Genomic DNA, 23,314 nt, shown 5'->3' on the forward strand with positions numbered 1-23,314 from the left:
CCGCACCACGGCTGCCCGCGGCTCGGCTCGCGGCTGCGCTCAGCTCTGGGCGCGAAAGGCTTCGGCGCCGTCCGAACCTGCCGCCGACCAACGGGATACTGCCGCTCAGCGGGCGGACCAACTCGCGCACGCACCCGGCGAAACGCCGCTCAACCCGCAGACCGCCCGCGGGGGCGCCCCCGTTTTCCACACTACCGCCCGGCACCGACAATTCCGGCCCGGAAGCCGGTCAGGCGCGGTCTTCGATGCGGGCCCGGACCGCGGCCGCGTAGGTGTCCACCGCCGTGGCTGCCGCGGTCAGCTCGCAGGGGCCGTCGATCAGCAGACGTTTTGCCGGGACGTACGCCTGCTCCAGCTCCGGGTCGCCGGACAGGCCGTGCTCGCGGGCCAGTTCGTGGTCGGCCGCCAGGCGGGCGCGCAGCTCCTCGCGGCGGGCCACGAAACCGTCCAGGACCGCTCGCTGGCGGCGGCCGTCCTCGACCGCCGGGGCTACCGCGTGCTCGTGGCTGTCGATGTGGCGCTCGACCCACTCCGCGTCGCCGTCCACTTCGGCCGAACGCAGCTGCTTCAGGGCTCCGCGCAGCCGCTGGGCCCGGGCCGGCAGCATCGCGACGCCCGTGAAGCGCGTTGCCACGCGCAGCTGGTACGCCTCGATCTCGGCCAGCTCCTCCACCGACTGGGTCAGCACGTCCAGCCGGCCGGCGAGGTCGTCCGGTGCCGGGCGGGCGCCGACCGTGCTCGCGCGCACCGCCGCGACGCCGGGCGAAGACTCCTCGCGGAACCCGAGCAGCAGGCGGATGCCGAGCTCGGCCGCGCGGCCGGCCAGCGGGGCGAGCACCTCGCCGACGAGACGGTCGGGTTCGGCGGAGTCGTCGATCGCGTCGACGACCAGGGTGCGGCCCGCGACGCCGGTCGTGAGCCGCTCGGCGATGCGGTGGCGGACGGCGTCGGCGGTGCGGCCGGTCGCGTCGACGGCCAGGTCGACGCTGCCCGCGGGCGGCGTCTCGCCGAGGGCCGGTGGCAGGCCGGCCACGCCGAGCGAGCGTTCGCGGTCGGCGAGGACGATCCCGAACCGCAGGGCCGCGGCGATCGGCGACCCGGCCTCCCCGGTGTCGACGACCCAGACCGTGCCGGGCTCGGCCTTGGCGAACCAGTCCGCGACGCGCTGCACGAACGAGACGTCCACGGCTTCGCCGACCGGGCGGGAAAAGCTGGCGTCGACGGCCGGGCTGCCCGAGGTCCAGATGCTCAGCTGGGGCAGGTGCCCGAGCATGGTCTCGACCGGGATCATCCAGGTTCCGGAGTCCTTGCCGACCACGATCCCGACGACGTGCCCCGTCGCTTCGTCGAGCACGGCCGTGCCGCCGAAGCCGGGACCGAGTGGTTCGGCTTCGGTCGTGCGGAACAGGCGGACCCACTCGCCGCCGGGGCCGCCGGGGTGTTCCGGGCCGCCGAGCCGGGCGTGGGTCCAGCGGCCGACCGAGCCCGGCGGGAACCCGAAGGCGCGCACGAGCTGGTGCTCGCCGAGGGGCATCCGGTGCAGCGGGGCGCGGAAGACGCGGGACTCGGGACGTTCGAGCCGCACCACGGCGAGGTCGCCGCGGCCGCCGCCGTCGGAGGGCACCCAGCAGCCTTCGACGACCGCGGCCGTGCCGGGCAACGCTTCGGCCAGGCCGACGAAGTCGACGCTCAACGCGGACTTCTGCCCCCCGGCGGTTTCGACGACGTGCGCGCTCGTCAGGACGTGGTATTCGTCCAGAACCGTGCCCGCACCGCAGACCCGGCCGAGTTCGTCGTGCAACCGGACCCGCCAGCGTCGTCGCTCACGCTCGAACCCCATTCGGCGGACCCTACGCCGTGATCGCCGCCGGGTGGGCGCCGACCTCCCTACCCAGCGGTAATGGCTCACCCGAACGGAGTCCTCCGTTGGTAGGAACGCCGAACCGTGTTGTGCGGAGGTGAGTATTTCCGTCAGACGCGTCCGAAAACCCAGCTGCCGACGGCGGCGGGGTTGTCCCCGGCCCAGAACTCGTACCAGTGCCGGGAAAACTCGTCCCGCGACAGCCGGCCGTCGCCGTCGAGGTCGAGCAGGGCGAAGACTTCGTCGGTCGGCGTGCCGACGCCGCTCCAGGCCTCGATCATGCGCCGGTACTCGTCGGCGGAGATGGCGCCGTCGCGGTTTTCGTCCACGGCCTCGAACATCGCGTCCGCGGTCCCGGTGACGGCGCCGGGCATCTTCGGGAGCTCGTCGACGACGCTCAGGACTTCGTCGAGGGTGACCTTGCCGTCACGGTCGCGATCGGACGCGTCGCGCAGCGTCGCCCACCACCCCATCATGATCGCGGCGAGCCGCTCTCCCTCGGGGCTACGGGTGTCGGTGCCGCGGAGTCCCAGCCAGCGAGCCGTGAGGGCCCGGAAGTCGGACTCGGTCAGGTAGCCGTCGTCGTCGGCGTCCATCGCGCCGAACACACCGGAGATCTTGCGTCGCTGGAAGTCACTGGCCATGGCAGACAGCGTGGTCCCGATGACCGGCACCCGACGACGTCCGCCCGAGTAGAACAGCGCCACGACCCGGTGATGCGGGTCGTGGCGCTGGGTGAAACCTGCTTGCGGGGGTCCTGGTGGCGGAGCCCCCGGCCCGGGGCGGAGCCCCGGAGGTCAATCAGTGCGCCGCTTCGTTCCACGACCGGCCGTAGCCGACCGAAACCTCGAGCGGCACCGCGAGGTCGTAGGCCGACCCCATGCCTTCGCGCACGAGCTTCTCGAGCTCCTCCCGCTCCCCCTCGGCGACCTCGAGCACGAGCTCGTCGTGCACCTGCAGCAGGATCCGGCTCTTCAGCTTCGCCGCCACCAGCGCGCGGTGGACGTTCAGCATCGCGACCTTGATGATGTCGGCCGCGCTGCCCTGGATCGGGGCGTTGAGCGCCATCCGCTCGGCCATCTCGCGGCGCTGGCGGTTGTCACTGTTGAGATCCGGCAGGTACCGGCGGCGCCCGAAGATCGTCTCCGTGTAGCCGCACTTCGCCGCTTCGCCGACCACCGAGTGGAGGTAGTCGCGCACGCCGCCGAAGCGGGCGAAGTACGCCTCCATCTGTTCTTTGGCGTCCTCGGTGGAAATCCGCAGCTGCTGCGAAAGGCCGTACGCCGACAGCCCGTACGCGAGGCCGTACGACATCGCCTTGACGCGGTAGCGCAGCTCCGGCGTGATCTCCTCCGGCGGCAGCGAGAACGCCCGCGACGCGACGAAGGTGTGCAGGTCCTCGCCGGAGTTGAACGCCTCGATGAGGCCCTCGTCCTTCGAGAGGTGCGCCATGATCCGCATCTCGATCTGGCTGTAGTCCGCGGTCATCAGCTCGGAGTAACCCTGGCCGACCACGAACGCGTCCCGGATGCGACGGCCTTCTTCGGTGCGGACCGGGATGTTCTGCAGGTTCGGCTCGGTCGACGACAGCCGCCCGGTGGCCGCGATGGTCTGCAACAGCGTCGTGTGGATGCGGCCGTCGTCGGCGACGGCCTTGATCAGGCCTTCGACGGTGGTGCGCAGCTTCGTCGCGTCCCGGTGCTCCAGCATGTGCTGCAGGAACGGGTGTTCGGTCTTCTCGAACAGGCCCTGCAGCGCCTCGGCGTCGGTGGTGTAGCCGGTCTTGGTGCGCTTGGTCTTCGGCATGCCGAGCTCGTCGAACAGCACGACCTGCAGCTGCTTCGGCGAACCGAGGTTGATCTGCTTGCCGATCACCGCGTACGCCTCTTCGGCCGCCTGCGTGACACGCGAGAGGTAGTGCGCTTCGAGGGTGGTCAGCTGCTCCAGGTCGACGGCGACGCCGGCGATCTCCAGCTCCGTGATCACCTCCAGCAGCGGCAGCTCCAGCTCGGCGAGCAGCTTCGCGCCGCCGATCTGCTCGAGCTCCTTGTCGAGCGCGCCGGCGAGCTCGAAGATCGCGCGGGCCTTGACCAGCTCTTCGTCGATCTCCTTCTGCTCCAGGCCTTCGGCACCGCCGTCGAGCAGGGACAGCTGGCCGTCGCCGCCGTCGGTCTCCGAGCGCAGCTCGCGGTGGAGGTAGCGCAGCGCGAGGTCGTCCAGCTCGAACGTGCGCTGCCCGGGCCGCACGAGGTACGCCGCCAGCGCGGTGTCCATGGCCAGCCCGGCCAGGGTCCAGCCGCGGGCGCGGATCGCGTGCAGCGGGACCTTGAGGTCGTGCCCGGTCTTGCGGATCTTCGGGTCGGCGAACCAGCCCGCGAGCGCCGCGTCGTCGGCCTGGTCCATCGCCGTCACGTCGACGTACGCGCCTTCGCCGTCCGCCGCCGCGAAGGCGACCGCGCGCAGGTCGGACCGGACCGACGTGCCCGTGGTGCGGAAGGCCAGCGCGACCGGCTCGCCCTTGCTCGCGTGCGCCTCGAGCCACGCCGCGAGCGCGCCGGGCGCGAGCGCGGAGCCCGAGACCTCGAAGCCTTCGTCGGCCTCCGGCTCGGCGCTCTGCAGGGTCTGGAACAGCCGGTCCCGCAGGACGCGGAACTCCAGCTCGTCGAACAGCGCGTGCACCGCCTCGCGGTCCCACGGGCGCAGCTCCAGTCCCGACGGCGTGACGTCCAGCTCGACGTCCCGGATCAGCTCGGTGAGCTGGCGGTTCAGCTGGACCGAGCTCAGGTGCGCCCGCAGCGCGTCGCCGACCTTGCCCTTGACCTCGTCGACCCGGTCGATCAGGTCGCCGAGCGAGCCGAACTGCTTGATCCACTTGGCCGCGGTCTTCTCGCCGACGCCCGGGATGCTCGGCAGGTTGTCCGACGGGTCGCCCCGCAGCGCCGCGAAGTCCGGGTACTGCCGCGGGGTGAGCCCGTACTTCTCCTCGACGGCGTCCGGCGTGAACCGGGTCATCTCCGAGACGCCGCGCTTCGGGTAGAGCACGGTGACGTGGTCGGTGACCAGCTGCAGCGCGTCGCGGTCGCCTGTACAGATGAGGACGTCGAAGCCGTCGGCCGTCGCCTGGGTCGTGAGCGTGGCGATGATGTCGTCGGCTTCGAAGTTCTCCTTCGTCAGGGACGGGATGCCGAGCACGTCGAGGACCTCCCGGACCAGGTCCACCTGGCCGCGGAACTCGTCCGGCGTCGTGCTGCGGTTCGCCTTGTAGTCGGCGTACGTCTCCGAGCGGAACGTCTTGCGCGAAAGGTCGAACGCCACCGCCAGGTGGGTCGGCGCTTCGTCGCGCAGCAGGTTGATGAGCATCGAGGTGAACCCGAAGACGGCGTTCGTGACCTGCCCGGTCTTCGTCTTGAAGTTCTCCGCGGGCAGCGCGAAGAACGCGCGGTAGGCCATCGAATGGCCGTCGATCAGCAGCAGCTTCGGCCGCTCCGCGGTGGCGGTGGTTCCTGTGGCGTTGGCAACGGTCGTCTTCTCACTCGGGCTCACGGGGCCGAGTCTAGGCTGAGGGTCCGACACTCTTACGTGTCGCATAGGAAGAGGAGCGTTGCGTGACCGAAGGTGCCGCCCCCATCGACGTGGACCGGCTGTCCGGCATCGACCCGGCGGCCGCGGACCAGCAGCTGAACGACAAGGTCGGGATGCAGCTGATCGAGGCCACCGCCGAACGCGTGATCGGCACGATCCCGGTCGAAGGCAACCTGCAGCCGTACGGCCTGCTGCACGGCGGCGCCAACGCCGTGCTCGCCGAGGCGCTGGGCTCGACGGTCGCCGCGCTGAACGCCGGCCCCGGCCGCGCGGCGATGGGACTCGAGCTGTCCTGCACCCACCACCGGGCCGTCCGCGAAGGCAAGGTCACCGGCGTCGCGACGCCGCTGCACGTCGGCCGCGGCACGATCACCGTGGAGATCGTGCTGACCGACGACGAAGGCCGGCGCACCTGCACCGCGCGCCTCACCTGCGTCGTCCGGGACCGCCCGCCGGGCGCCTGAGCCGGTGGACCTCGACCTCGCCCAGGTGCGGGCGTTCGTCGTGGCCGCCGAACAGCGCCACTTCGGGCGGGCCGCCCAGGCGCTGTTCCTCACCCAGCAGGCGTTGTCGAAGCGGATCCGGAAGCTCGAGGACTCGCTCGCGACGCCGTTGTTCCTGCGCACCAACCGCTCGGTGGAGCTCACCGCCGACGGCGAACGCTTCCTCCCGCACGCGCGCGAGCTGGTGCGGGTGGCCGACGCGGCGGTGGCCGCCATGGGCGCGGACGACCGGCCGCTGCGCCTCGACGTCGTCGACTTCCGGCTCTCCCCCATGTTCCTGCTGCGCCGGCTCGCCGAGCGGGAGCCCGCGCTGCGGATCGACCGGGTCGCCGGCGGCGGGTTCGCGCACGCCGTCGAGCCGCTGCTGGCCGGGCAGCTCGACGTCGCCATCGGCCGCGTCACCGGCTTCGGCGGGCCGCTGCCGGACGAGCTGGAGCACCGGGTCGTCCGGCTGGAGCCGCTGGTCGCCCTGCTGGCCCCCGAGCACCCCCTGGCCCAGCAGGAGGTGCTCCGGCTCGACGAGCTGCGTGCCGAGGGCATCTGGCTGCCCGGGTCCGGCGGCGCCGCCGAGTGGCTGTCCTACCTGCGGGCGCTGTGCGACCGCTTCGGCGTGCGGATCGACGACTCGGGCGTCAGCTACGACCTGCGGCACACCCTGGAGCAGACGCGGTACGGCAAGCGGCGCGTCACACTCGCCGGCGCCGACATGGAGCTCGCGCCGGACCTCGCGCTGAAGGTGCTGCCGTTCGAGCCGGCGCCGTTGTTCCCGTGGTCGCTGGTCTGGCGCCGCGGCAAGGCGCACCCGGCGCTGCGGCGGCTCCTGGCCCTGGCCGGGCGCACCAGCCGCGAAGAGGACTGGTGCGCCTACGACCCCGAGCACGCCTGGCTGCCCGAAGACGACCTCAGCCTCGCAGCCGCCGCGCGAACCACTCGGTGAACGCGGCGTCGACGTGCTTCGCCTCCGGCGTCCCCGGCGCGAACTCGTGCGCCATCCGGTCGACCGTCACCAGCTCGGTCCCCAGCTTTTCGCGCAACGCCGCCGCCGGCTCGCGCACGGCGACGTCGTCGTCCGCCCCGGTGACCAGCAGCAGCGGTGTGGTCAGCTCCCCGGCCCGGCGCACGAAGTCGTAGTGCCCGGCGACCTCCCGGGACCGCGGGGTCCACGGGTAGGTGACCCCGAAGAGCCGCTCGTTGCGGCCGATCACCGGCGTCAGCTGCGCGACCGGGCTGACCACGGCCGCGGCCTCGACCTCGACGTCCCCGCGGGCGAGCACCTCCAGGGCCACCAGCGAGCCCGCCGAGCCGCCGAAGACGCCGAGCGGGCCGTCCGCGCCGGGGAGCCGCTCCCGCAGCTCGGCCAGCGCGGCGGGGAACTCCGCCACCGCCTGCTCGGTGACCGGCTCGAAGACGTTGAGCACCGCGTCCTCGCTCGCCAGCCGGAACAGCTCCGCCGGACCGCCTTCGGGCAGCCGGGCTCCGGTCAGCGGCAGGCCGAAGTACACCCGCCACGCCGGCAGCCCGGCCATCGGCACCGCTTCGGCGAAGGCCTGCTCGCTCGCCGGCACCTCCATCAGGTGCCAGCCCGCCACCAGCGCCGCCGGCTCGTCCCGGCCGGCCGGCGGCAACGCCACGAACGGCACGCCCGCCGCCACGCCCTCGACTGCTTCACGCATCCGTCTCTCCCTGTGTCTCTCGGCTGCCTCCAGCGAACCGCCGGGACCGGCGCGGGGTCCAACAGCCGTTCCGGCGCCGACGACAACCGGTGGTTGTGACAGCCGTTCGCGAAGAGGCGGCCGTTCGGGCAGACCTGCTTCACGGGGGCTGGTCCGTTCGGCCGCCCGAACCGGACGTAAGGTGCATCCCTACGGCGGTGCCCGCCCCTTCCGCACCCCGCCAGGGTGAACAGCGGATCTGCGGGAAACCGGCCACGCACCGGCAGCCGAAATGGGCGATGACATACTGCGGAAACACAGCTGTCACCCATTCGCATAACACACGCCGATACTTAGCATCGCTGCGTGACCAGCGGCGGGCCGAGAGGAAACATCGTTCGCCTTTTCGTGCAATTCGCGTCGGTTGCGATCGTCACGATGTGGACACAGAGTAGTGAGGCCGCCTGTGCACAAGACGGGCGAGAGGGATATCTTCCTGCCCTAACCTAGCCCCTGTGTCGGGGGCGACGCCTACCGGCGGCTGGTTGGTCATGGGAGGTAGTCGGTGTCAGGAGTGCGTTTTGGACGGGTTCTCGCCCTCGCAGCGGCGTCGTCGCTCGCTCTGGCGGGCTGCGCCGGTGGCGGCTCGTCCAGCAGTGGTGACAGCAGCACGCTGAAGATCGGGTTCATGGGCGACCTGACCGGGGAGAACTCCGGGATCGTGATCCCGCCCAACAACGGCGCGAAGCTCGCCATCGACGAGTACAACGCCACGAACCCCAAGGTGAAGCTCGAGCTGAAGAACTACGACAGCCAGGGCAAGCCGGAGCAGGCCACTTCGCTGGTGCAGACCGCGATCGGCACGGACAAGATCACCGCGCTGATCGGCCCGGCCTTCTCCGGTGAGTCGAAGGCCGTCGGCGGGGTCCTCGAGCAGGGCAAGATCCCGAGCGTGTCGCCGTCGGCGACCAACCCGGGTCTGGCCTCGAACGGCTGGAAGTACTGGCACCGCGTCGTCGCGAACGACAACGACCAGGGCCCGGCCATCGCGAACTTCCTCATCACGGCGAAGTCGCCGAAGAACGCGTACGTCATCTCGGACGACCAGGAATACAGCGTCGGCCTGGCGGACGCCTTCGAGAAGACCTTCAAGGACAAGGGCATCACGACCGAGCGCGACAAGTTCGCCAAGGACGCGTCGGACTACTCGTCGACCGTGCAGAAGGTCAAGGCCGCCAACCCGGACGTCATCACCTTCGGTGGTTACTACGCCCAGGGCGGCCGGCTGCTCAAGCAGCTCCGCGACGGCGGTGTGAAGGCCGTCTTCGCCACCGGTGACGGCTCGCTCGACCCGCAGCTGGTCTCGGGTGCGGGTGCCGCGGCGGCCGAAGGCGCCGTCATCGGCTGCCCGTGCAACATCCCCGACGCGGGTGCCACCAACGAGTTCGCCACCAAGTACAAGGCCAAGTTCAACGTCGACCCGGCGATCTACGCGACCGAGGGCTACGACGCGGCGACCGCCATCATCAACGCGGTCAAGGCGGGCAACACCACCGGCGAGAAGATCAACGACTTCCTGAAGACGGAAGACTTCAAGGGCGCGTCGAAGCAGGTCAAGTTCAAGGACAACGGCGAGCCGCAGACCAACGCGATCTACGTCTACCAGGTCGTCGGCGGGATCATCAAGAACCTCGGCGCGTCGACCGAGGCCAAGATCAACGGCTGACGGAGCTAGACACACCTAACGGGAGCGGGGGCGCTGTGCTCGGACACAGCACCCCCGCTCCCCGCCAATGTGGCGACCATCCTCGCCCCGTCAGGTAAGGCAACTACGTCATGTTCCAAGATCTGCAGAGCCAGTTTCTGGGCAGCACCATCGGCGGCCTGGTAGCCGGCTCCATCTACGCCCTCATCGCCCTCGGCTACACGATGGTCTACGGCGTGCTGAGGCTGATCAACTTCGCGCACTCCGAAATCTTCATGATCGGGACGATGACGTCCCTGTTCATCCTCATCGCCATCGCCGGCGGCACCGCCCCGATCTCGGTGGGCGTGTTCGGGATGATCGGCATCCTCCTGCTCATCGCGGTGGCCTCGGCGGCCACGTCCGGCGGCTCGGCCATCGTGCTGGAGCAGCTGGCCTACCGGCCCCTGCGCAAGAAGGGCGCGACCCGGCTCGCGGCCCTGATCTCCGCGATCGGCGCCTCGCTGTTCCTGCAGGAGCTGTTCGGTCTCGCGATCATCCCCGCGCTGTCGGACAAGGCCGGCAAGGTCCAGCAGAACGCGCCGCGGTTCGTGCCGCACGAGGAACTGTTCCGCATCGGCAACGGCGTCGTGCGCACCGACCACGTCTTCGTCATCATCGCCGCCGTCGTCGTGATGGTCGTGCTCGACCAGCTGGTCAGCCGCACGCGCATCGGCCGCGGTATCCGGGCGACCGCCCAGGACCCCGAAGCCGCCGTCCTCATGGGCGTCAGCATCGACCGCATCGTGCGCATCACCTTCCTGCTCGGTGGCGCGATGGCCGGCGTCGCCGCGGCCCTGTACGTCATGGAGTACGAGAACACCGACTACCGCATCGGCTTCCTGCTCGGCATCAAGGCGTTCACCGCCGCCGTGCTCGGCGGTATCGGCAACCTGCGCGGCGCCCTGCTGGGCGGGATCGTGCTGGGCCTGGTCGAGAACTGGAGCTCCATCTTCCTCGGTTCCGAGTGGAAGGACGTGACCGCGTTCGTGGTCCTCGTCCTCGTGCTCATGCTCCGGCCCACCGGCATCCTCGGCGAATCCCTGCAACGGGCACGCGCATGAAAGGCGACGGAGTGGCTGACAACAACGAAACCCCGGCGCGCAAGGGTTTCCACCCCATCGACGGGATGCGCGACTGGTGGGCCGACGCGCCGCACTGGCAGCGGTACGGCGTCTACATCCTGCTGATCGCCTTCGCGCTGATCCTGCCCGCGCCGTGGATCGGCTCGTTCATGTCCCCGTACTCGGACTGGACGACGGTGCTGATCTTCCCGGTCGGCACGTACATCCTGCTCGCCGTCGGCCTCAACATCGTGGTCGGTCACGCGGGCATGCTCGACCTCGGGTACGTGGCGTTCTTCGCGATCGGTGCCTACACCTGGGCGTCGATCGGCACGAGCTACGGCTGGTCGTTCTGGCCCACGGTGGTGCTCGGCATCTTCCTGGCCTCGGTGTCGGGCGTCATCCTCGGCGCGCCGACACTACGGCTACGGGGCGACTACCTGGCCATCGTCACCCTGGGCTTCGGTGAGATCGTCCGGATCACCGCGAACAACACCGACGCGATCGGCGGCGCGCGCGGCATCACGAACGTCCCGCACCCGGAGCCGATCTTCGGGGTCGAGTTCTTCCTCGACCCGGCGCCGTACTACTACCTGATGCTGTTCGCGATCGTGCTCGTCATCGTCTTTTCGGTGCGGCTCAACAAGAGCCGCGTCGGCCGGGCGTGGGCGGCGATCCGCGAGGACGAGGACGCGGCCGAGCTGATGGGCGTGCCGACGTTCAAGTTCAAGCTGCTCGCCTTCGCCATCGGCGCCATGATCGGTGGCTTCGCCGGCACGATCTACGCCAGCAAGGCCGTGTTCATCGAGCCGAACAACTTCCCGTTCATCCTGTCCGCGACCATCCTGGCCGCGGTCGTGCTGGGCGGTTCGGGCAACCTGCCCGGCGTCATCCTCGGCGCGTTCGTGATCGCCTGGCTGCCGGAGCGGTTCCGCCAGTTCAACGACTACCGCGTGCTGGTGTTCGGGGCCGTCCTGGTGCTGATGATGGCGCTGCGGCCGGAGGGCCTGCTGCCGTCGCGGCAGCGCAAGGCCGAACTACGGGAAGGAACCGGCGGCATGGGCGCGATGGGCGCGGAAGTCGCCGGCCCGGACTCCGAGGCCTCGGCGGAGGTGACCAAGTGAACGCCCTGCTCGAGTTCGAGAACGTGACCATGCGCTTCGGCGGTGTCACGGCGTTGCGCGAGGTCAACCTCACCATCAACGAAGGCGAGATCTTCGCCCTGATCGGGCCGAACGGCGCCGGCAAGACGACGGTGTTCAACGTCGTCACCGGCGTCTACCACCCGACCGAGGGCCAGGTCCGCTTCGACGGCGACCGCATCGACGGCATGAAGCGGTTCAAGGTCACCAAGCGCGGCGTCGCCCGGACGTTCCAGAACATCCGGCTGTTCCACAACATGTCGGCGCTGGAGAACGTCATGGTGGGCGTCGACGCGCACCACAAGACGGGCGCGATCGGGGCGACGCTGGGCCTGCCCTGGCACCGCAAGGAAGAGAAGCACGGCCGCGAACGGGCCCGGGAGCTGCTCGACTTCGTCGGCATCGGCCGGGTGGAGCACAGCGTCGCGAAGAACCTCTCCTACGGCGACCAGCGCCGGCTGGAGATCGCGCGGGCGCTGGCCACGGACCCGAAGCTGCTGCTGCTCGACGAGCCGGCCGCGGGCATGAACCCGGCGGAGAAGAACGCCCTGCAGGCGCTGATCCGCAAGATCCGGGACGACGGCCGCACCGTGCTGCTCATCGAGCACGACATGGGCCTGGTCATGCACATCAGCGACCGGCTGGCGGTGCTCGACTTCGGGCAGAAGATCGCAGAAGGGCTGCCGCACGAGGTGCAGAACAACGAGAAGGTCATCCAGGCCTACCTGGGGGTGTCCGAAGATGCTTCTTGAGGTCGAGGACATCAACGTCCACTACGGCAAGATCGCGGCCCTCAAGGGCATGAGCCTCCAGGTCGACCAGGGTGAGATCGTCTCCCTGATCGGGGCCAACGGCGCCGGCAAGACCACGACGCTCAAGACGATCTCCGGGCTGCGGCCGCTCACCAGCGGCCGGATCGTGTTCAACGGCCAGGACATCTCGAAGACCCCGGGCCACAAGCGCGTGCTGCTCGGGATCGGCCAGGCGCCGGAAGGCCGGGGCGTGTTCCCGGGCATGACGGTGCAGGAGAACCTCCTGATGGGTGCCTACACCCGCAAGGACGACCTCACGGCCGACCTCGACGAGGTCTTCGAGCTGTTCCCCCGGCTCGCGGAGCGGAAGAACCAGTTCGGCGGCACCATGTCCGGTGGCGAGCAGCAGATGATCGCCATCGGCCGGGCGCTGATGACCAAGCCGAAGGTGCTGCTGCTCGACGAGCCGTCGATGGGCCTGGCGCCGATGCTGATCGCGCAGATCTTCGACATCATCCGCGAGATCAACAAGCGCGGGACGACGGTGCTGCTGGTGGAGCAGAACGCCCAGCAGGCGCTGAAGCTGTCGGACCGGGCGTACGTGCTCGAGACGGGCCGCGTGGTGCAGACCGCCCGCGGCGCCGACCTGCTCGACGACCCGAAGGTGCGGGCCGCCTACCTGGGTGGCGACCTCGGCGTCTGAGTGTTGTTCCACGGGGCCCGGCACTTCGTGTGCCGGGCCCCTTTTCACAGCTTGACGTCGGTGCCGTTGAGGTTCTTCATGTCGGTGATGGTCGGCCCGCCGAAGGCCCGGAGGGCGACCGGCTTCCGGTCCTTGGGGATGTCCCAGTAGAGGTCGAACTCGACGCGCACGCCGTGCCCGAGGTCGAACTGGGCGGGCTGGCGCTTGATGAGCATGGCCTGCTCGTCGGACGGGTGGGTGGCGCCCTGGTCGTCGACGAGCAGCTGGCGCTTGGTGTCGAACAGGACGCTGGAGGTCCCGGTGTTGGTGACGACGAGCCGCAGGCGCACGTACTGGCCCTTGGGGAGCATCTCGGCGTGGCTGCCGGTGATGCTGGGCAGCCCGGCGGCCAGGCCGATCAGGGTGAACTCGGTGTCGCCGTTCTTCGCGGGCGGCACCTTGAGGGCGGTCTCGTCGGGCCGCACCTGCCGCGGCGGCAGCTCGTAGGTGGTGGGCGCGGGCGCGCTCGGGGCCGCTTCGCAGCCGGTCAGGAGGGCGAGAGCGACGACGGCCGGGAGCAGTTTCACGTTCGTGATTCTGCCCGCCGGCCGCCGGGTTCGGCTAGCTCCCGATGCTCTCGACGACCGCCTCGGCGACGGCCTTCATGGTGGTCCGGCGGTCCATGGCGGTGCGCTGGATCCAGCGGAAGGCGTCGGGCTCGGTGAGCCCCTGGCGGCTCATCAGCAGGCCCTTGGCGCGGTCGATGACCTTCCGCGTCTCGAGCCGGTCCGTGAGCCCCGCGACCTCGGCCTCGAGGGCCTGCAGCTCGGAGAACCGGCTCACGGCGAGCTCGATGGCGGGCACGAGGTCCCGCTTGGCGAAGGGCTTGACGAGGTAGGCCATGGTGCCGGCGTCACGCGCGCGTTCGACGAGATCACGCTGGCTGAAGGCGGTGAGGATCACGACGGGCGCGATCCGGTCACCGGTGATCTTGGCCGCGGCCTCGATCCCGTCCAGCTTGGGCATCTTGACGTCGAGGATCACGAGATCGGGCTTGAGATCGGTGGCCAGCGAGATGGCCTGCTCGCCATCCCCCGCCTCCCCGACCACTTCATAGCCCTCTTCACGCAGCATTTCGACGAGGTCCAGCCGGATGAGCGCCTCGTCCTCCGCGACGAGCACCCGACGCTGCGGCACGGTGTCGGCACCGTTGGCCTCGGTAGCCTGATCGGTCACCGGGGTCCTCCTGAAGACTCGGCGGGACGTTGGGTCTCGCGGCTTCCCGCGAACCTGAAGCCTACCGGGAACGATCCAGTTGACGAGATGGCGTTCACCACGTAGTGACACGCCCGACCCACTCACAGCGGGGTGCCGGTGATCCCGTAGAGTCACTGCGTCGCGCCCCCGTAGCCCAACTGGCAGAGGCAACGGATTCAAAACCCGTCCAGTGTGAGTTCGAATCTCACCGGGGGCACAGGATTCCCTGAGCCGCCGTTTCCGGCGCACCGTCTTTCGCTTAATTCTCAGGCAGACTTACTCGTTCTTCGTGCGGTGACGTGGCGCCGCCGAGCGAGGGGGCGTTGAACGCATGTGGTTTCGTACCGGGGCCAGCAACGCGGCGAGAGTTTCCACGTCGTCGCGGGAAAGCGGCTCGAAGAGCAAGCCTCCCACCACCTCGACGTGTCCTGGCAGCACTTTGGCGAGACGCTCGCGGCCCGCTTCCGTGATCGTCACCGTTGTGCTTCGGTCGTCGTCCGGGGAGGGGGTGCGTGTTACCAGGCCCGCCTTTTCCAGCAGGCCCGCTTGGTACGTCAGGCCGCTGCGGCTGTAGACCACGCCGTCGGCCAGGTCGGTCATGCGGTGGCTGCCGGACGGGGCGTCGCCGAGCCGGGCCAGCAGCTGGAACTGGACGTAGCTCAGGTCGCCGGCCTCGCGCAGCTGCTGCTCGACCGCGTGCCGGAGCAGGCTGGTCACCTCGATCAGGTCGAAGTAGGCGCCGAGCTGCACGGGGTCCAGCGACGGTGGTGCGTCAGACATGACCGGGAGCTTACTGCTTCGAATTCGAAGGGGACGTCCCTCGCCGGTGCACACTGGCGGCATGTCTTCGACCGACCTCGGCGCCGCGGTCCGCTGGCTGCGCGAACACACCGAGCCCGCGGCCGCCGGGCCGGCAGGCGGCGGACCGCGCGGCTCACGGCGGGTGCGCGGGCTGCGCCGGGAAGAACTCGCCGAGCTCGCCGGGGTGTCCGCGGACTACCTCCGGCGGCTGGAACAGGGGCGGCGGCACCCCTCGGCCGGCGTGGTCACCGCCATCGCCCGCGCGTTGCGGCTCGGCCGGGCGGACTACGAGCGGCTCTGCGCCCTCGCCGGGTACGCCGCGGCCGACGGGCAGGTGCCGCGCGAAGCCGGGGCGACCGCGGTGCGGCTCCTTGAGCGGTTCGGCGACACTCCCGCCTTCCTGACCGACGCGGCGTGGAACGTCGTCGCCGTCAACGGTGCGTGGCTGGCACTCGGCGGCGGGACGGCGACCGGGACCGCGCGGGACTGGAACGTCGCGTGGCGCACGTTCTGCGACGCACGCGCGGAGATCGATCGCACCGACGAGCACCAGGCCGGGTTCCGGGCCGTGCTCGCCACCCGGCTGCGTGACGCCCACCTGCGCTACCCGGCCGACGAATCGCTCGGCACGCTCGTCGACGAGCTGCGCACCGGCAGCCGTCCGTTCGACACCCTGTGGCGCACCCCGAAAACGCCGGCCATCGCCGAGAACCGTGCCGTCTTCCGGCATCCGGACGGTGGCGCGATCGCGCTCGACGGCGCCCTGCTCGACGTGCCCGGCGACGACCTGATGGCCGTGGTCCTCACCGCCGCGCCGGGCTCGGCCGACGCGGCCCGGCTCGGCGAGGTCGTCCGCGCCTCCGGGCACCCGGCCGTGGTCAGGGTGGGCCAAACCGGCCCAGGCTGACCACGCCCGCGGCCACGATCCTGAGGGCCGGTGGATCAAGGGAACCCGGCGGACGGTGACCCGTCTCACTTGCTTCGAATTCGAAGCAGCAGTACCGTGGTCCGCAGTTGCTTCGAATTCGAAGCGAATCGAACTCGGCGAAGGCGAGAACTCCGATGAAGGCAGTGCGTTTCCACGAGTACGGCGACCCCGGCGTCCTGCGCTACGAGGACGTGGCGCAGCCGGTTCCCGGAGCCGGGCAGGTCCGGGTCCGCGTCGCCGCGACGTCGTTCAACTCAGTCGACGGCAACATCCGTGGCGGCTTCATGCGCGGCCCGATCCCGGTCGAGCTGCCGCACATCCCCGGCCTCGACGTCGCGGGGACGGTCGACGCGCTGGGCGAGGGCGTCGACGGCTTCCAGGTCGGCGACGCGGTCATCGGCTTCCTGCCGATGGACGGCGACGGCGCCGCCGCGGACTACGTCCTCGCGCCGGCCGAGGTCCTCACGCCCGCGCCGCAGAACCTCCCGCTGGCCGACGCCGCCGCGCTGCCGGTGGTCGGGCTGACCGCGTACCAGGCGCTGTTCGACCACGCCAAGCTGACGGCCGGGCAGCGCGTGCTGATCAACGGCGCCGGCGGAGCGGTCGGCGGCTATGCCGTGCAGCTGGCCAAGAGCGCCGGTGCCCACGTCATCGCCACGGCCGGCCCGCGCAGCGGCGACGCGGTCAAGGCCGCCGGTGCCGACGAAGTCGCCGACCACACCACCACCAGGGTGACCGCGGCGGTGACCGAGCCGGTCGACGTCGTGCTCAACCTCGCGCCGGTCGACCCGGCCGAGCTGGCCGCGCTCGTCACGCTGGTCCGGCCGGGCGGCGTCGTGGTGAACACGACGGTGTGGATGCCCGCCCCCGCGGACGAAGCACGCGGCGTGCGCGGCATCGACCTGTTCGTCCGCAGTGACGCCGGACAGCTGGCGAAGCTGGTCGCTTCGGTCGACCGCGGCGAACTGCGCGTCGACGTCGCCGAGCGCGTGGCACTGCCCGAGCTGTCGGCCCTGCACGCCCGGGCCGCCGAGGGCGCGGTGCACGGCAAGGTCGTCGTCGTTCCGGCCCTAACGGACATAGCGCCGCCCAGCGCGAGTTAGTTTCGGATCCGTTCACCGGAGCGGGGTGGAAAGCGCGGCGCCGGTGGGCAACCGTGTGCGGATGACTGACGACGAGAAGATCTTCACCCACCACGTGAGTCGCCGCGGGTTCCTCACCGCCGCGGGTGTCGCGCTCGCCGCCGGGCCGCTCGCCGGGACCGCCGATGCCGAGCCCGCCGTCGAGCTCACCACGACCGACGGCGACCCGGCGAAGTCCCCCGCCGTCGCCGGACTGCACCTGCAGTTCGGCGCCGACGCCGCCGGCGAAGTGGTCGTCTCGTGGCACGCGCTGCAGCCGACGCGCAACGCCCGCGTGCTCCTCGGCCGGGCCGATGGCCGGTACGAACGCAGCGTCCCGGCCAAGACCGTCAGCTACACCGACGCGAAGTCCGGCCAGGTCGTCTACGCCTTCCACGCGTCGCTTCGCGGGCTTCAGCCGGACAGCGAGTACATCTACGCCGCGCTGCACGACGGCGCCGAACCGGTGCTCGCGACGTTCCGCACCGCGCCGCGCGGCCGCGCGAAGTTCACCTTCACCAGCTTCGGCGACCAGGGCACCCCGACGCTCGGCAAGCGCTACGTGCCGCCGGCCGGGGTCACCCTGCCGAACCCGCCGCTGGTCAACGACAACCTCGGCTCGCCGGCCGCGGGCGACACCACCGCCGGCGTCGAGCGCGTGCGGCCGCTGTTCCACCTGTTCAACGGCGACCTCTGCTACGCCAACCTGGCCACCGACCGGGTCCGGACCTGGTGGGACTTCTGGACCAACAACAGCCGCAGCGCGCGCAACCGCCCGTGGATGCCCGCCGCCGGCAACCACGAGAACGAGCTGGGCAACGGCCCGATCGGCTACGCCGCCTACCAGACGTACTTCTCGGTGCCGCCGGCGTCCGGGCAGACCGACGTCACCCGCGGCCTCTGGTACTCCTTCACCGTCGGCTCGGTGCGCGTGATCAGCCTCGCCAACGACGACATCTGCTACCAGGACGGCGGCAACTCCTACGTCCGCGGCTACTCAGGCGGCGCGCAGAAGGCCTGGCTGGAGAAGGAACTGAGCGCGGCCCGGGCCGACCGCGGCGTCGACTGGGTGGTCGTCTGCATGCACCAGGTCGCGATCAGCACCGCCGACCAGTTCAACGGCGCCGACCTCGGCGTCCGCGAGGAGTGGGTGCCGTTGTTCGACCGCTACGGCGTCGACCTGGTCGTCTGCGGCCACGAGCACCACTACGAGCGCTCGCACCCGATCCGCGGCGCGGCGGCGAACCCGACGCGGACGCCCGTGCCCGCTTCGACCCGCACAGACGTCGTCGACACCTCGAAGGGCACTGTCCACATGGTACTCGGCGGGGGTGGCACGTCGGCGCCGTCGAACCAGTTGTTCTTCACCCCGCCCCGCTGCCGGGTGATCACCAAGGTCGGCGCCCCCGACCCGGCGACGGGCAAGCGGCCGCCGGTGTACGTCACCGAAGACGCCCCCTGGTCGGCGGTCCGCGACGCGGCGAACTCCTACGGCTTCGCGGCCTTCACGGTCGACCCGGGCACCCACCGCGGCGGGGTGACGACGATGCAGGTGACCTACTACGACGTCGTCGGCACCGACGGCGCCCTGAAGGCGTTCGAAACCTTCACCCTGCAGCGACCCCGCTCCGACGCCTGACCGGCCGGAGCGCCGCGGCCTCGAACGCGGTCTCGTGCCTTCGCCCGTAACGGAGGCCGGGCCGAGGGCGACCAGTTCGAAGACGACACCGACCGAGGCCACGGGGAGAGACTCACCAATGACCGCCGCGACCTTCGGAGGCTGGGGCGAAGCCGATGCCCAGGCCTTCGGCGACCTCGTCTCCACCATGCCCCGCTCGGCCCTCAACGCCGCCGTGAACTTCGCCAGCCTGCGGGCCGGGAACCAGTACGCCTACCTCATCCCGGTGACCGCGGCGTTCTCGTCGACCGGCACGCGGTACGTGACCTCCAGCAGTTCCGGCACGGCCGGCAACTCGGTGACCGTCACCGCGTACAGCGGGCCGTCGCAGGGCGCGTTGACGCGGATCTCCTCCCCCGCCGCCGCGCCGTTCACCACGGCCGGTGCCAAGGTCGACGTCGCGTGGGGCGCCGCCGCGGCGGTCACACCGAACTGGCTGGCGCTGGTGTTCACGTGCACCGCGGCCGGCGCCACTCCGCCGCGGCTGACGACCCCGAGCGCGAACAACGTGGCCGGAGCCGGCTTCCTCAATCCGGCGCCCGGTGCGTACACCGCGCTCACCCGGGCCGCGACGACGCTGCCGGACGTCATGGACTTCACGACCGGCTGGAGCACCACCGCGCTTCCCGCGTGGCTGTCGGCGTTTTGAAGCGCCGGGGACCCCGGGGGTTCCCGAAGGCTGGCCACCGACGCCGGGTCCGACGTCTACCGGATCCCGGGCATCACCCGCACGACGGCGGGCACCCTGATCGCGGCGTGGGACCACCGCATCGGCTCGGGCGCCGACCTGCCCAACGTGATCGACGTCGTGTGCTCGCGGTCCACCGACGGCGGTGCGACGTGGGGAGCCCCGGCCGTCCTCGCGCGGCACACCGGCGGTGACACCCCGGCCACCGCGTGGGGGTGCGGCGACGTGTGCCTGCTGACCGACCCGGCCACGGGCCGGATCTTCGCGCACTACCTGTACGCCCCGCCGGGCGTCGGCTACGCCAACAGCGACAACTCGACCAGCCCGTCCACCACGACGTCGGTGCGCCCGTGCTGCCGCTACAGCGACGACGACGGCGTGACCTGGTCGGCCCAGCAGGAACTGATCGGCCAGGTCAAGACGTCGGCCATGTGGGGGCTGTTCGCGTCCTCCGGGCACGGCTGGGTGGGCGCGGACGGCACGCTCTACGTGCCCTACAGCTACCAGGTCGCCGCCGGGTCGTCGACGTCCGGCGTGTTCGCCGCCTTTTCGGCCGACCACGGCCAGACCTGGCAGCGCAGCGCCCTGATCACCGCGAACAACCCCGGCGAGAACCACGGGGTGCAGCTGTCCGACGGCCGCTTCCTCATCTCGGCGCGGCCGGGCACGCCGGGCGCCCGCCGGTTCTTCACCGCGCCGTCGATGACGGGCCCGTGGACGGCGTCCGTGCGCCCGGACCTGCCGGACCCGTCGTGCAACGGCGACCTGGTCCGCGTCGACCCGGACGACACGTCGGCGCGGCGCGACTGGCTGCTCGTGTCCGGGTGCGCGTCGACGGCGAGCCGCACGAACCTGACGGTCTGGCTGTCGACCGACCGCGGCGCCACCTGGCCCGCCGCGTGGCGGGTCTTCGACGGCGGCGCCGCGTACTCGAGCATGGTCCGGCTCGGCGACGGGACGTTCGGCATCTTCTGGGAGGACACCGCGGACGGCGTCATGCAGTTCACGCCGTTCGGCCTCGGCGTGTTCGGCGCATAGGTCAGGGTCCTTACGCAGCTCGAACACCACGCGTACGCGGTCTTCACCGGCGACGGGGACCCTCCGGTGCGTGCGCCGTCTCCCGCTGGTTCTCGTCCTGGCCCTCGCCCTCGCCGGGTGCGCTCCCCCGGCCACCTCGACGCGGACCGTGCCGGTCGGCGGGATCGAGCGCACTTACCGGCTGTACCGCCCGGCCGGGCTGACCGGCGCGGTGCCGCTCGTGCTCGTGCTGCACGGCGGGTTCGGCTCGGGCGAGCAGGCCGAAGCGGCCTACGGCTGGGACGCCGAAGCCGATGCCGGGCGGTTCCTGGTCGCCTACCCGGACGGCGTCGGCCGGGCCTGGAACGCCGGCGGCGGCTGCTGCGGGCAGCCGGGCCGGACCGGGGTGGACGACGTCGGCTTCCTGACCCGGCTCGTCGCGGACGTGAGCCGTGCCGAAAACGTGGATCCGGCACGGGTCTACGCCACGGGCATCAGCAACGGCGGCATGATGGCCTACCGCCTGGCCTGCGCGACGACGCTCTTCGCCGCGATCGCGCCGGACTCGGCGACCCAGCTGGGCGACTGTCCCCGGCCGGCGCCGGTGTCGGTGCTCCACCTCCACGGCACGGCCGACGAGAACATCCCCTACGACGGAAGCCCCGGCCGCGGCGTCGCGCGCATCGACGGCCCGCCGGTCCCCGACGTCGTCGCCCGCTGGCGCGAGGTCGACCGCTGCCCGGCCCCGGCGACTTCGACGACCGGCGTGGTCACGACGTCGGCCGCGATCTGTCCCGGCGGACGCGCGGTCGAGCTGATCACCATCGCCGGCGCCGGGCACCAGTGGCCGGGCGCCCGGGGAAGCCGGTTCGACGGCCGCGTCCCCGGGATCGATCCGCCGTCGCCCGCGCTGGACGCCACGCACGTGATCGCGCAGTTCTTCGCCGCGCATCCGGCGGCGGCGTGAGGGCCGCCTGTGTCGGTGGTTCCGTTCGGCGTCAGCGGGCCAGGAGCCCGAGGACCAGCGCGAGCGGTGGCCACACCTCCCGCCCGCGGCGGGTGCACGCGAAGGCGCGCTGCCGGACGTCCGGCCCGGCGAGCGGCAGCAGCGTGACTCCGGGCCGCGTCGTGCGGGCCGCCGGCAGCAGGCCGACGGCGGGTGCCGGGCCGGTCGCGATGATGTCCTCCACCAGCTCCAGGCTGTCCGCCCGGTGCGTGACGCGCGGGGTGAACCCGGCCATCGACGCCAGCCTGCGGATGACGTCCTCGTCGGCGGTGTTGCGGGAGTTGACGATCCAGCCGTGGTCGCGGAACGCCGCGAAGACGGCGACCGTGTCGCCATTCGCCGCGTCGGCGGCCGGGACCGCGAGGCCCCACCGGGCGGTCCACAGTGGACTCACGGTGACCGCGGGGTCCGTGGTGGCCGGGGCGAGGTCGTAGTCGTAGGTGAGGGCGAGGTCGATGTCGTCGGCCAGCAGCGCGGCGAACGCCTCGTGCGGCTCGTACTCGCTGATCCGCAACTGCACCCGGGGGTGGTCCTCGGCGAGCGCGGCCGCTGCCGGGAGGACCGAGCGCCGCACGGCCGTGGCGAACCCGGCGACGCGGACCGTGCCGGCCGGCTCGGCGTGGGGGTCGAGGTCGGCGCGCGCGGCTTCCACCGCGGCGAGGATCGTCACGGCGTGCTCGGCCAGGCGCCGTCCCGCGGGGGTCAGCCGCACGCGACGGCCGTCCGGCTCGAGCAGCGGCGCGCCGGTTTCCTTCGCCAGCACCGCGATCTGCTGCGAGACCGTCGACGTCGTGGTGCCGAGCACATCCGCCACGGCCCGCATCGAGCCGTGGCGGGACAGCTCGAGGAGAAACTGCAGCCTGCGGGTGTCCATCCCGTCATTGTCCAGGATTGGTGAACGGTACGTCCATGATCGGCACGTGGACATGGACGGTCCGGCTCGGCTTTCCTGGACGCGTGCTGTCCTCACCCCGGGCCGGAGCGGCCATGGCCGTCGCGGCGATGCTCTGCGTCCAGCTCGGCCTCGCCGTGTCCGTCGGCCTGTTCGACCGCGTCGGACCGGAGGGCGCCGCGTGGCTGCGCCTCGCGTGGGCCGGCGTGTTACTGCTGGTCGTGGTCCGGCCGCGGCCGTCGACGTTCCGGCGGACGACCTTCGTGGCCTGCTGCGGGCTCGGCGTGGTGACGGCGGGGATGACCATGCTGTTCATGCAGGCCGTCGCCCGGCTGCCGCTGGGCACGGCGAGCGCCCTGGAGTTCCTCGGCCCGCTGACCGTCGCCGTCGCGCAGGGCCGCGGGGGCAAGCGGCTGTGGCCCGTCCTCGCCGCGCTCGGCGTGGTGCTGCTGACCGAGCCGTGGCGGGGCGGCGCCGACCTGCTGGGCGTCGGCTACGCGCTCGCGTCCGCGGTGTGCTGGGCGGCCTACATCCTGCTGACGCAACGGGTCGGCGACGAGGTGGCGGGCGTGCGCGGGCTCGCCGTGTCGATGCCGGTGGCGGGCATCGTGGCGACGCTCGCCTACGGGCCGGGCGTGTTCGGGCACCTGACCTGGGAGCTGCTGCTCGTCGGCCTCGGGCTCGCGGTGCTGCTGCCGGTCATCCCGTTCAGCCTGGAGATGCTCGCGCTGCGCCGGCTCACCACGTCCGCGTTCGGCACGCTGATGAGCCTGGAACCGGCCATCGCCCTGACCATCGGGCTCGTCGTCCTCCACCAGGTGCCGAATCCCGGTGCGGTGGCGGGGGTTCTGCTCGTCGTGGCGGCCGGGATCGGCGCGGAACGGACGGGGGCGCGGGAGCCCGTGCCCCCGGCGGACCGCGTCCACTCCTGAGTCCGGTGTGGA

Annotated in this window: 22 protein-coding genes and 1 tRNA gene; 15 read left to right on the plus strand and 8 right to left on the minus strand. The window is 71.4% G+C overall.

Translation table 11 applies throughout. The features are described from left to right. Nucleotides 1-229: 229 nt before the first annotated feature. From ACYVLJ_RS25675 to polA, 3 genes are all read right to left on the minus strand, one after another. Entirely contained in the window at nucleotides 230-1,840 is a 1,611-nt protein-coding gene (locus tag ACYVLJ_RS25675) for a trypsin-like peptidase domain-containing protein (protein WP_451983179.1), read from the minus strand. A 131-nt stretch (nucleotides 1,841-1,971) separates the two neighbouring features. Next, nucleotides 1,972-2,505, minus strand: coding sequence for an EF-hand domain-containing protein (locus ACYVLJ_RS25680; protein WP_460440652.1), 534 nt, complete (start codon nucleotides 2,503-2,505; stop codon nucleotides 1,972-1,974). Nucleotides 2,506-2,662: 157 nt separating this feature from the next. After that, nucleotides 2,663-5,404, minus strand: coding sequence for a DNA polymerase I (gene polA / locus ACYVLJ_RS25685; RefSeq protein WP_460440653.1), 2,742 nt, complete (start codon nucleotides 5,402-5,404; stop codon nucleotides 2,663-2,665). A gap of 62 nt (nucleotides 5,405-5,466) precedes the next feature. On the opposite strand from polA, the gene ACYVLJ_RS25690 reads away from it, so the two are divergent. Both ACYVLJ_RS25690 and ACYVLJ_RS25695 read left to right on the plus strand, forming a co-directional pair. After that, complete coding sequence (locus tag ACYVLJ_RS25690; protein ID WP_451983188.1) at nucleotides 5,467-5,907, plus strand: hotdog fold thioesterase; 441 nt, start codon at nucleotides 5,467-5,469, stop codon at nucleotides 5,905-5,907. A 4-nt stretch (nucleotides 5,908-5,911) separates the two neighbouring features. Continuing rightward, the gene (locus tag ACYVLJ_RS25695; RefSeq protein ID WP_460440654.1) at nucleotides 5,912-6,883 is read left to right on the plus strand and encodes a LysR family transcriptional regulator; all 972 of its coding nucleotides are present in this window, start codon (nucleotides 5,912-5,914) and stop codon (nucleotides 6,881-6,883) included. On the opposite strand, the gene ACYVLJ_RS25700 is transcribed toward ACYVLJ_RS25695, so the two are convergent. Continuing rightward, nucleotides 6,849-7,619: an alpha/beta hydrolase family protein gene (locus ACYVLJ_RS25700; protein WP_460440655.1), complete on the minus strand. Its 771-nt coding sequence runs from the start codon at nucleotides 7,617-7,619 to the stop codon at nucleotides 6,849-6,851. The two genes, ACYVLJ_RS25695 and ACYVLJ_RS25700, sit on opposite strands and share 35 nt — an antisense overlap. A 553-nt stretch (nucleotides 7,620-8,172) precedes the next feature. Here ACYVLJ_RS25700 and ACYVLJ_RS25705 point away from each other — a divergent pair. The 5 genes from ACYVLJ_RS25705 to ACYVLJ_RS25725 all read left to right on the plus strand — a co-directional run bounded on the left by ACYVLJ_RS25705 (nucleotide 8,173) and on the right by ACYVLJ_RS25725 (nucleotide 13,003). Further along, entirely contained in the window at nucleotides 8,173-9,324 is a 1,152-nt protein-coding gene (locus ACYVLJ_RS25705) for a branched-chain amino acid ABC transporter substrate-binding protein (RefSeq protein ID WP_451983197.1), read from the plus strand. Nucleotides 9,325-9,434: 110 nt separating this feature from the next. Continuing rightward, entirely contained in the window at nucleotides 9,435-10,406 is a 972-nt protein-coding gene (locus ACYVLJ_RS25710) for a branched-chain amino acid ABC transporter permease (RefSeq protein WP_460440656.1), read from the plus strand. Further along, on the plus strand, nucleotides 10,403-11,530 hold the full coding sequence (locus tag ACYVLJ_RS25715; protein ID WP_451983203.1) for a branched-chain amino acid ABC transporter permease: 1,128 nt from the start codon (nucleotides 10,403-10,405) through the stop codon (nucleotides 11,528-11,530). Before ACYVLJ_RS25710 ends, ACYVLJ_RS25715 begins: the two co-directional genes overlap by 4 nt. Further along, nucleotides 11,527-12,300: an ABC transporter ATP-binding protein gene (locus ACYVLJ_RS25720; protein WP_451983206.1), complete on the plus strand. Its 774-nt coding sequence runs from the start codon at nucleotides 11,527-11,529 to the stop codon at nucleotides 12,298-12,300. The genes ACYVLJ_RS25715 and ACYVLJ_RS25720 overlap by 4 nt, the downstream gene beginning before the upstream one ends. Further along, the gene (locus ACYVLJ_RS25725; protein WP_451983209.1) at nucleotides 12,290-13,003 is read left to right on the plus strand and encodes an ABC transporter ATP-binding protein; all 714 of its coding nucleotides are present in this window, start codon (nucleotides 12,290-12,292) and stop codon (nucleotides 13,001-13,003) included. Before ACYVLJ_RS25720 ends, ACYVLJ_RS25725 begins: the two co-directional genes overlap by 11 nt. A 44-nt stretch (nucleotides 13,004-13,047) precedes the next feature. On the opposite strand, the gene ACYVLJ_RS25730 is transcribed toward ACYVLJ_RS25725, so the two are convergent. After that, the gene (locus ACYVLJ_RS25730) at nucleotides 13,048-13,569 is read right to left on the minus strand and encodes a DUF4352 domain-containing protein (protein ID WP_460440657.1); all 522 of its coding nucleotides are present in this window, start codon (nucleotides 13,567-13,569) and stop codon (nucleotides 13,048-13,050) included. Nucleotides 13,570-13,603: 34 nt separating this feature from the next. After that, nucleotides 13,604-14,218 (minus strand): ANTAR domain-containing response regulator, encoded by a 615-nt coding sequence (locus tag ACYVLJ_RS25735; RefSeq protein ID WP_086851473.1) that lies wholly within the window; start codon nucleotides 14,216-14,218, stop codon nucleotides 13,604-13,606. Nucleotides 14,219-14,382: 164 nt separating this feature from the next. Between ACYVLJ_RS25735 and ACYVLJ_RS25740 the strand changes: the two genes are divergently transcribed. After that, nucleotides 14,383-14,456 (plus strand) — tRNA-Leu (locus tag ACYVLJ_RS25740). A 59-nt stretch (nucleotides 14,457-14,515) separates the two neighbouring features. Here the strand turns inward: ACYVLJ_RS25740 and ACYVLJ_RS25745 are convergent. After that, nucleotides 14,516-15,019: a MarR family winged helix-turn-helix transcriptional regulator gene (locus ACYVLJ_RS25745; RefSeq protein WP_460440658.1), complete on the minus strand. Its 504-nt coding sequence runs from the start codon at nucleotides 15,017-15,019 to the stop codon at nucleotides 14,516-14,518. Nucleotides 15,020-15,080: 61 nt separating this feature from the next. Here ACYVLJ_RS25745 and ACYVLJ_RS25750 point away from each other — a divergent pair, with 61 nt between their 5' ends. From ACYVLJ_RS25750 to ACYVLJ_RS25775, 6 genes are all read left to right on the plus strand, one after another. Beyond that, complete coding sequence (locus tag ACYVLJ_RS25750) at nucleotides 15,081-15,947, plus strand: helix-turn-helix domain-containing protein (RefSeq protein ID WP_460440659.1); 867 nt, start codon at nucleotides 15,081-15,083, stop codon at nucleotides 15,945-15,947. 155 nt (nucleotides 15,948-16,102) lie between these two features. After that, a complete protein-coding gene (locus ACYVLJ_RS25755) occupies nucleotides 16,103-17,071 on the plus strand; it encodes an NADP-dependent oxidoreductase (protein ID WP_460440660.1) in 969 nt (322 codons plus the stop codon). 61 nt (nucleotides 17,072-17,132) lie between these two features. After that, on the plus strand, nucleotides 17,133-18,728 hold the full coding sequence (locus ACYVLJ_RS25760) for a fibronectin type III domain-containing protein (protein ID WP_460440661.1): 1,596 nt from the start codon (nucleotides 17,133-17,135) through the stop codon (nucleotides 18,726-18,728). Between the two features lie 118 nt (nucleotides 18,729-18,846). After that, on the plus strand, nucleotides 18,847-19,416 hold the full coding sequence (locus tag ACYVLJ_RS25765; protein ID WP_451983227.1) for a hypothetical protein: 570 nt from the start codon (nucleotides 18,847-18,849) through the stop codon (nucleotides 19,414-19,416). Between the two features lie 99 nt (nucleotides 19,417-19,515). After that, on the plus strand, nucleotides 19,516-20,493 hold the full coding sequence (locus ACYVLJ_RS25770; protein ID WP_460440854.1) for a sialidase family protein: 978 nt from the start codon (nucleotides 19,516-19,518) through the stop codon (nucleotides 20,491-20,493). Between the two features lie 70 nt (nucleotides 20,494-20,563). Beyond that, nucleotides 20,564-21,439, plus strand: coding sequence for a CE1 family esterase (locus tag ACYVLJ_RS25775; protein WP_460440662.1), 876 nt, complete (start codon nucleotides 20,564-20,566; stop codon nucleotides 21,437-21,439). Nucleotides 21,440-21,470: 31 nt separating this feature from the next. Here ACYVLJ_RS25775 and ACYVLJ_RS25780 read toward each other — a convergent pair whose 3' ends face one another. Further along, nucleotides 21,471-22,352 carry a LysR family transcriptional regulator gene (locus tag ACYVLJ_RS25780; RefSeq protein ID WP_451983233.1) on the minus strand — a complete coding sequence of 294 codons (882 nt, stop codon included), beginning with the start codon at nucleotides 22,350-22,352 and terminating at the stop codon, nucleotides 21,471-21,473. 83 nt (nucleotides 22,353-22,435) lie between these two features. On the opposite strand from ACYVLJ_RS25780, the gene ACYVLJ_RS25785 reads away from it, so the two are divergent. Beyond that, the gene (locus ACYVLJ_RS25785) at nucleotides 22,436-23,302 is read left to right on the plus strand and encodes an EamA family transporter (RefSeq protein ID WP_460440663.1); all 867 of its coding nucleotides are present in this window, start codon (nucleotides 22,436-22,438) and stop codon (nucleotides 23,300-23,302) included. The last annotated feature ends 12 nt before the right edge of the window (nucleotides 23,303-23,314 follow it).

This window comes from Amycolatopsis stemonae (assembly GCF_054781455.1).

Coding starts and splice junctions, on each gene's coding strand:
- ACYVLJ_RS25675 (WP_451983179.1), bottom strand. CDS start 1,840: ATGGGGTTCGAGCGTGAGCGACGACGCTGGCGGGTCCGGTTGCACGAC.
- ACYVLJ_RS25680 (WP_460440652.1), bottom strand. CDS start 2,505: ATGGCCAGTGACTTCCAGCGACGCAAGATCTCCGGTGTGTTCGGCGCG.
- ACYVLJ_RS25700 (WP_460440655.1), bottom strand. CDS start 7,619: ATGCGTGAAGCAGTCGAGGGCGTGGCGGCGGGCGTGCCGTTCGTGGCG.
- ACYVLJ_RS25710 (WP_460440656.1), top strand. CDS start 9,435: ATGTTCCAAGATCTGCAGAGCCAGTTTCTGGGCAGCACCATCGGCGGC.
- ACYVLJ_RS25715 (WP_451983203.1), top strand. CDS start 10,403: ATGAAAGGCGACGGAGTGGCTGACAACAACGAAACCCCGGCGCGCAAG.
- ACYVLJ_RS25725 (WP_451983209.1), top strand. CDS start 12,290: ATGCTTCTTGAGGTCGAGGACATCAACGTCCACTACGGCAAGATCGCG.
- ACYVLJ_RS25745 (WP_460440658.1), bottom strand. CDS start 15,019: ATGTCTGACGCACCACCGTCGCTGGACCCCGTGCAGCTCGGCGCCTAC.
- ACYVLJ_RS25750 (WP_460440659.1), top strand. CDS start 15,081: ATGTCTTCGACCGACCTCGGCGCCGCGGTCCGCTGGCTGCGCGAACAC.
- ACYVLJ_RS25755 (WP_460440660.1), top strand. CDS start 16,103: ATGAAGGCAGTGCGTTTCCACGAGTACGGCGACCCCGGCGTCCTGCGC.
- ACYVLJ_RS25760 (WP_460440661.1), top strand. CDS start 17,133: ATGACTGACGACGAGAAGATCTTCACCCACCACGTGAGTCGCCGCGGG.
- ACYVLJ_RS25765 (WP_451983227.1), top strand. CDS start 18,847: ATGACCGCCGCGACCTTCGGAGGCTGGGGCGAAGCCGATGCCCAGGCC.
- ACYVLJ_RS25780 (WP_451983233.1), bottom strand. CDS start 22,352: ATGGACACCCGCAGGCTGCAGTTTCTCCTCGAGCTGTCCCGCCACGGC.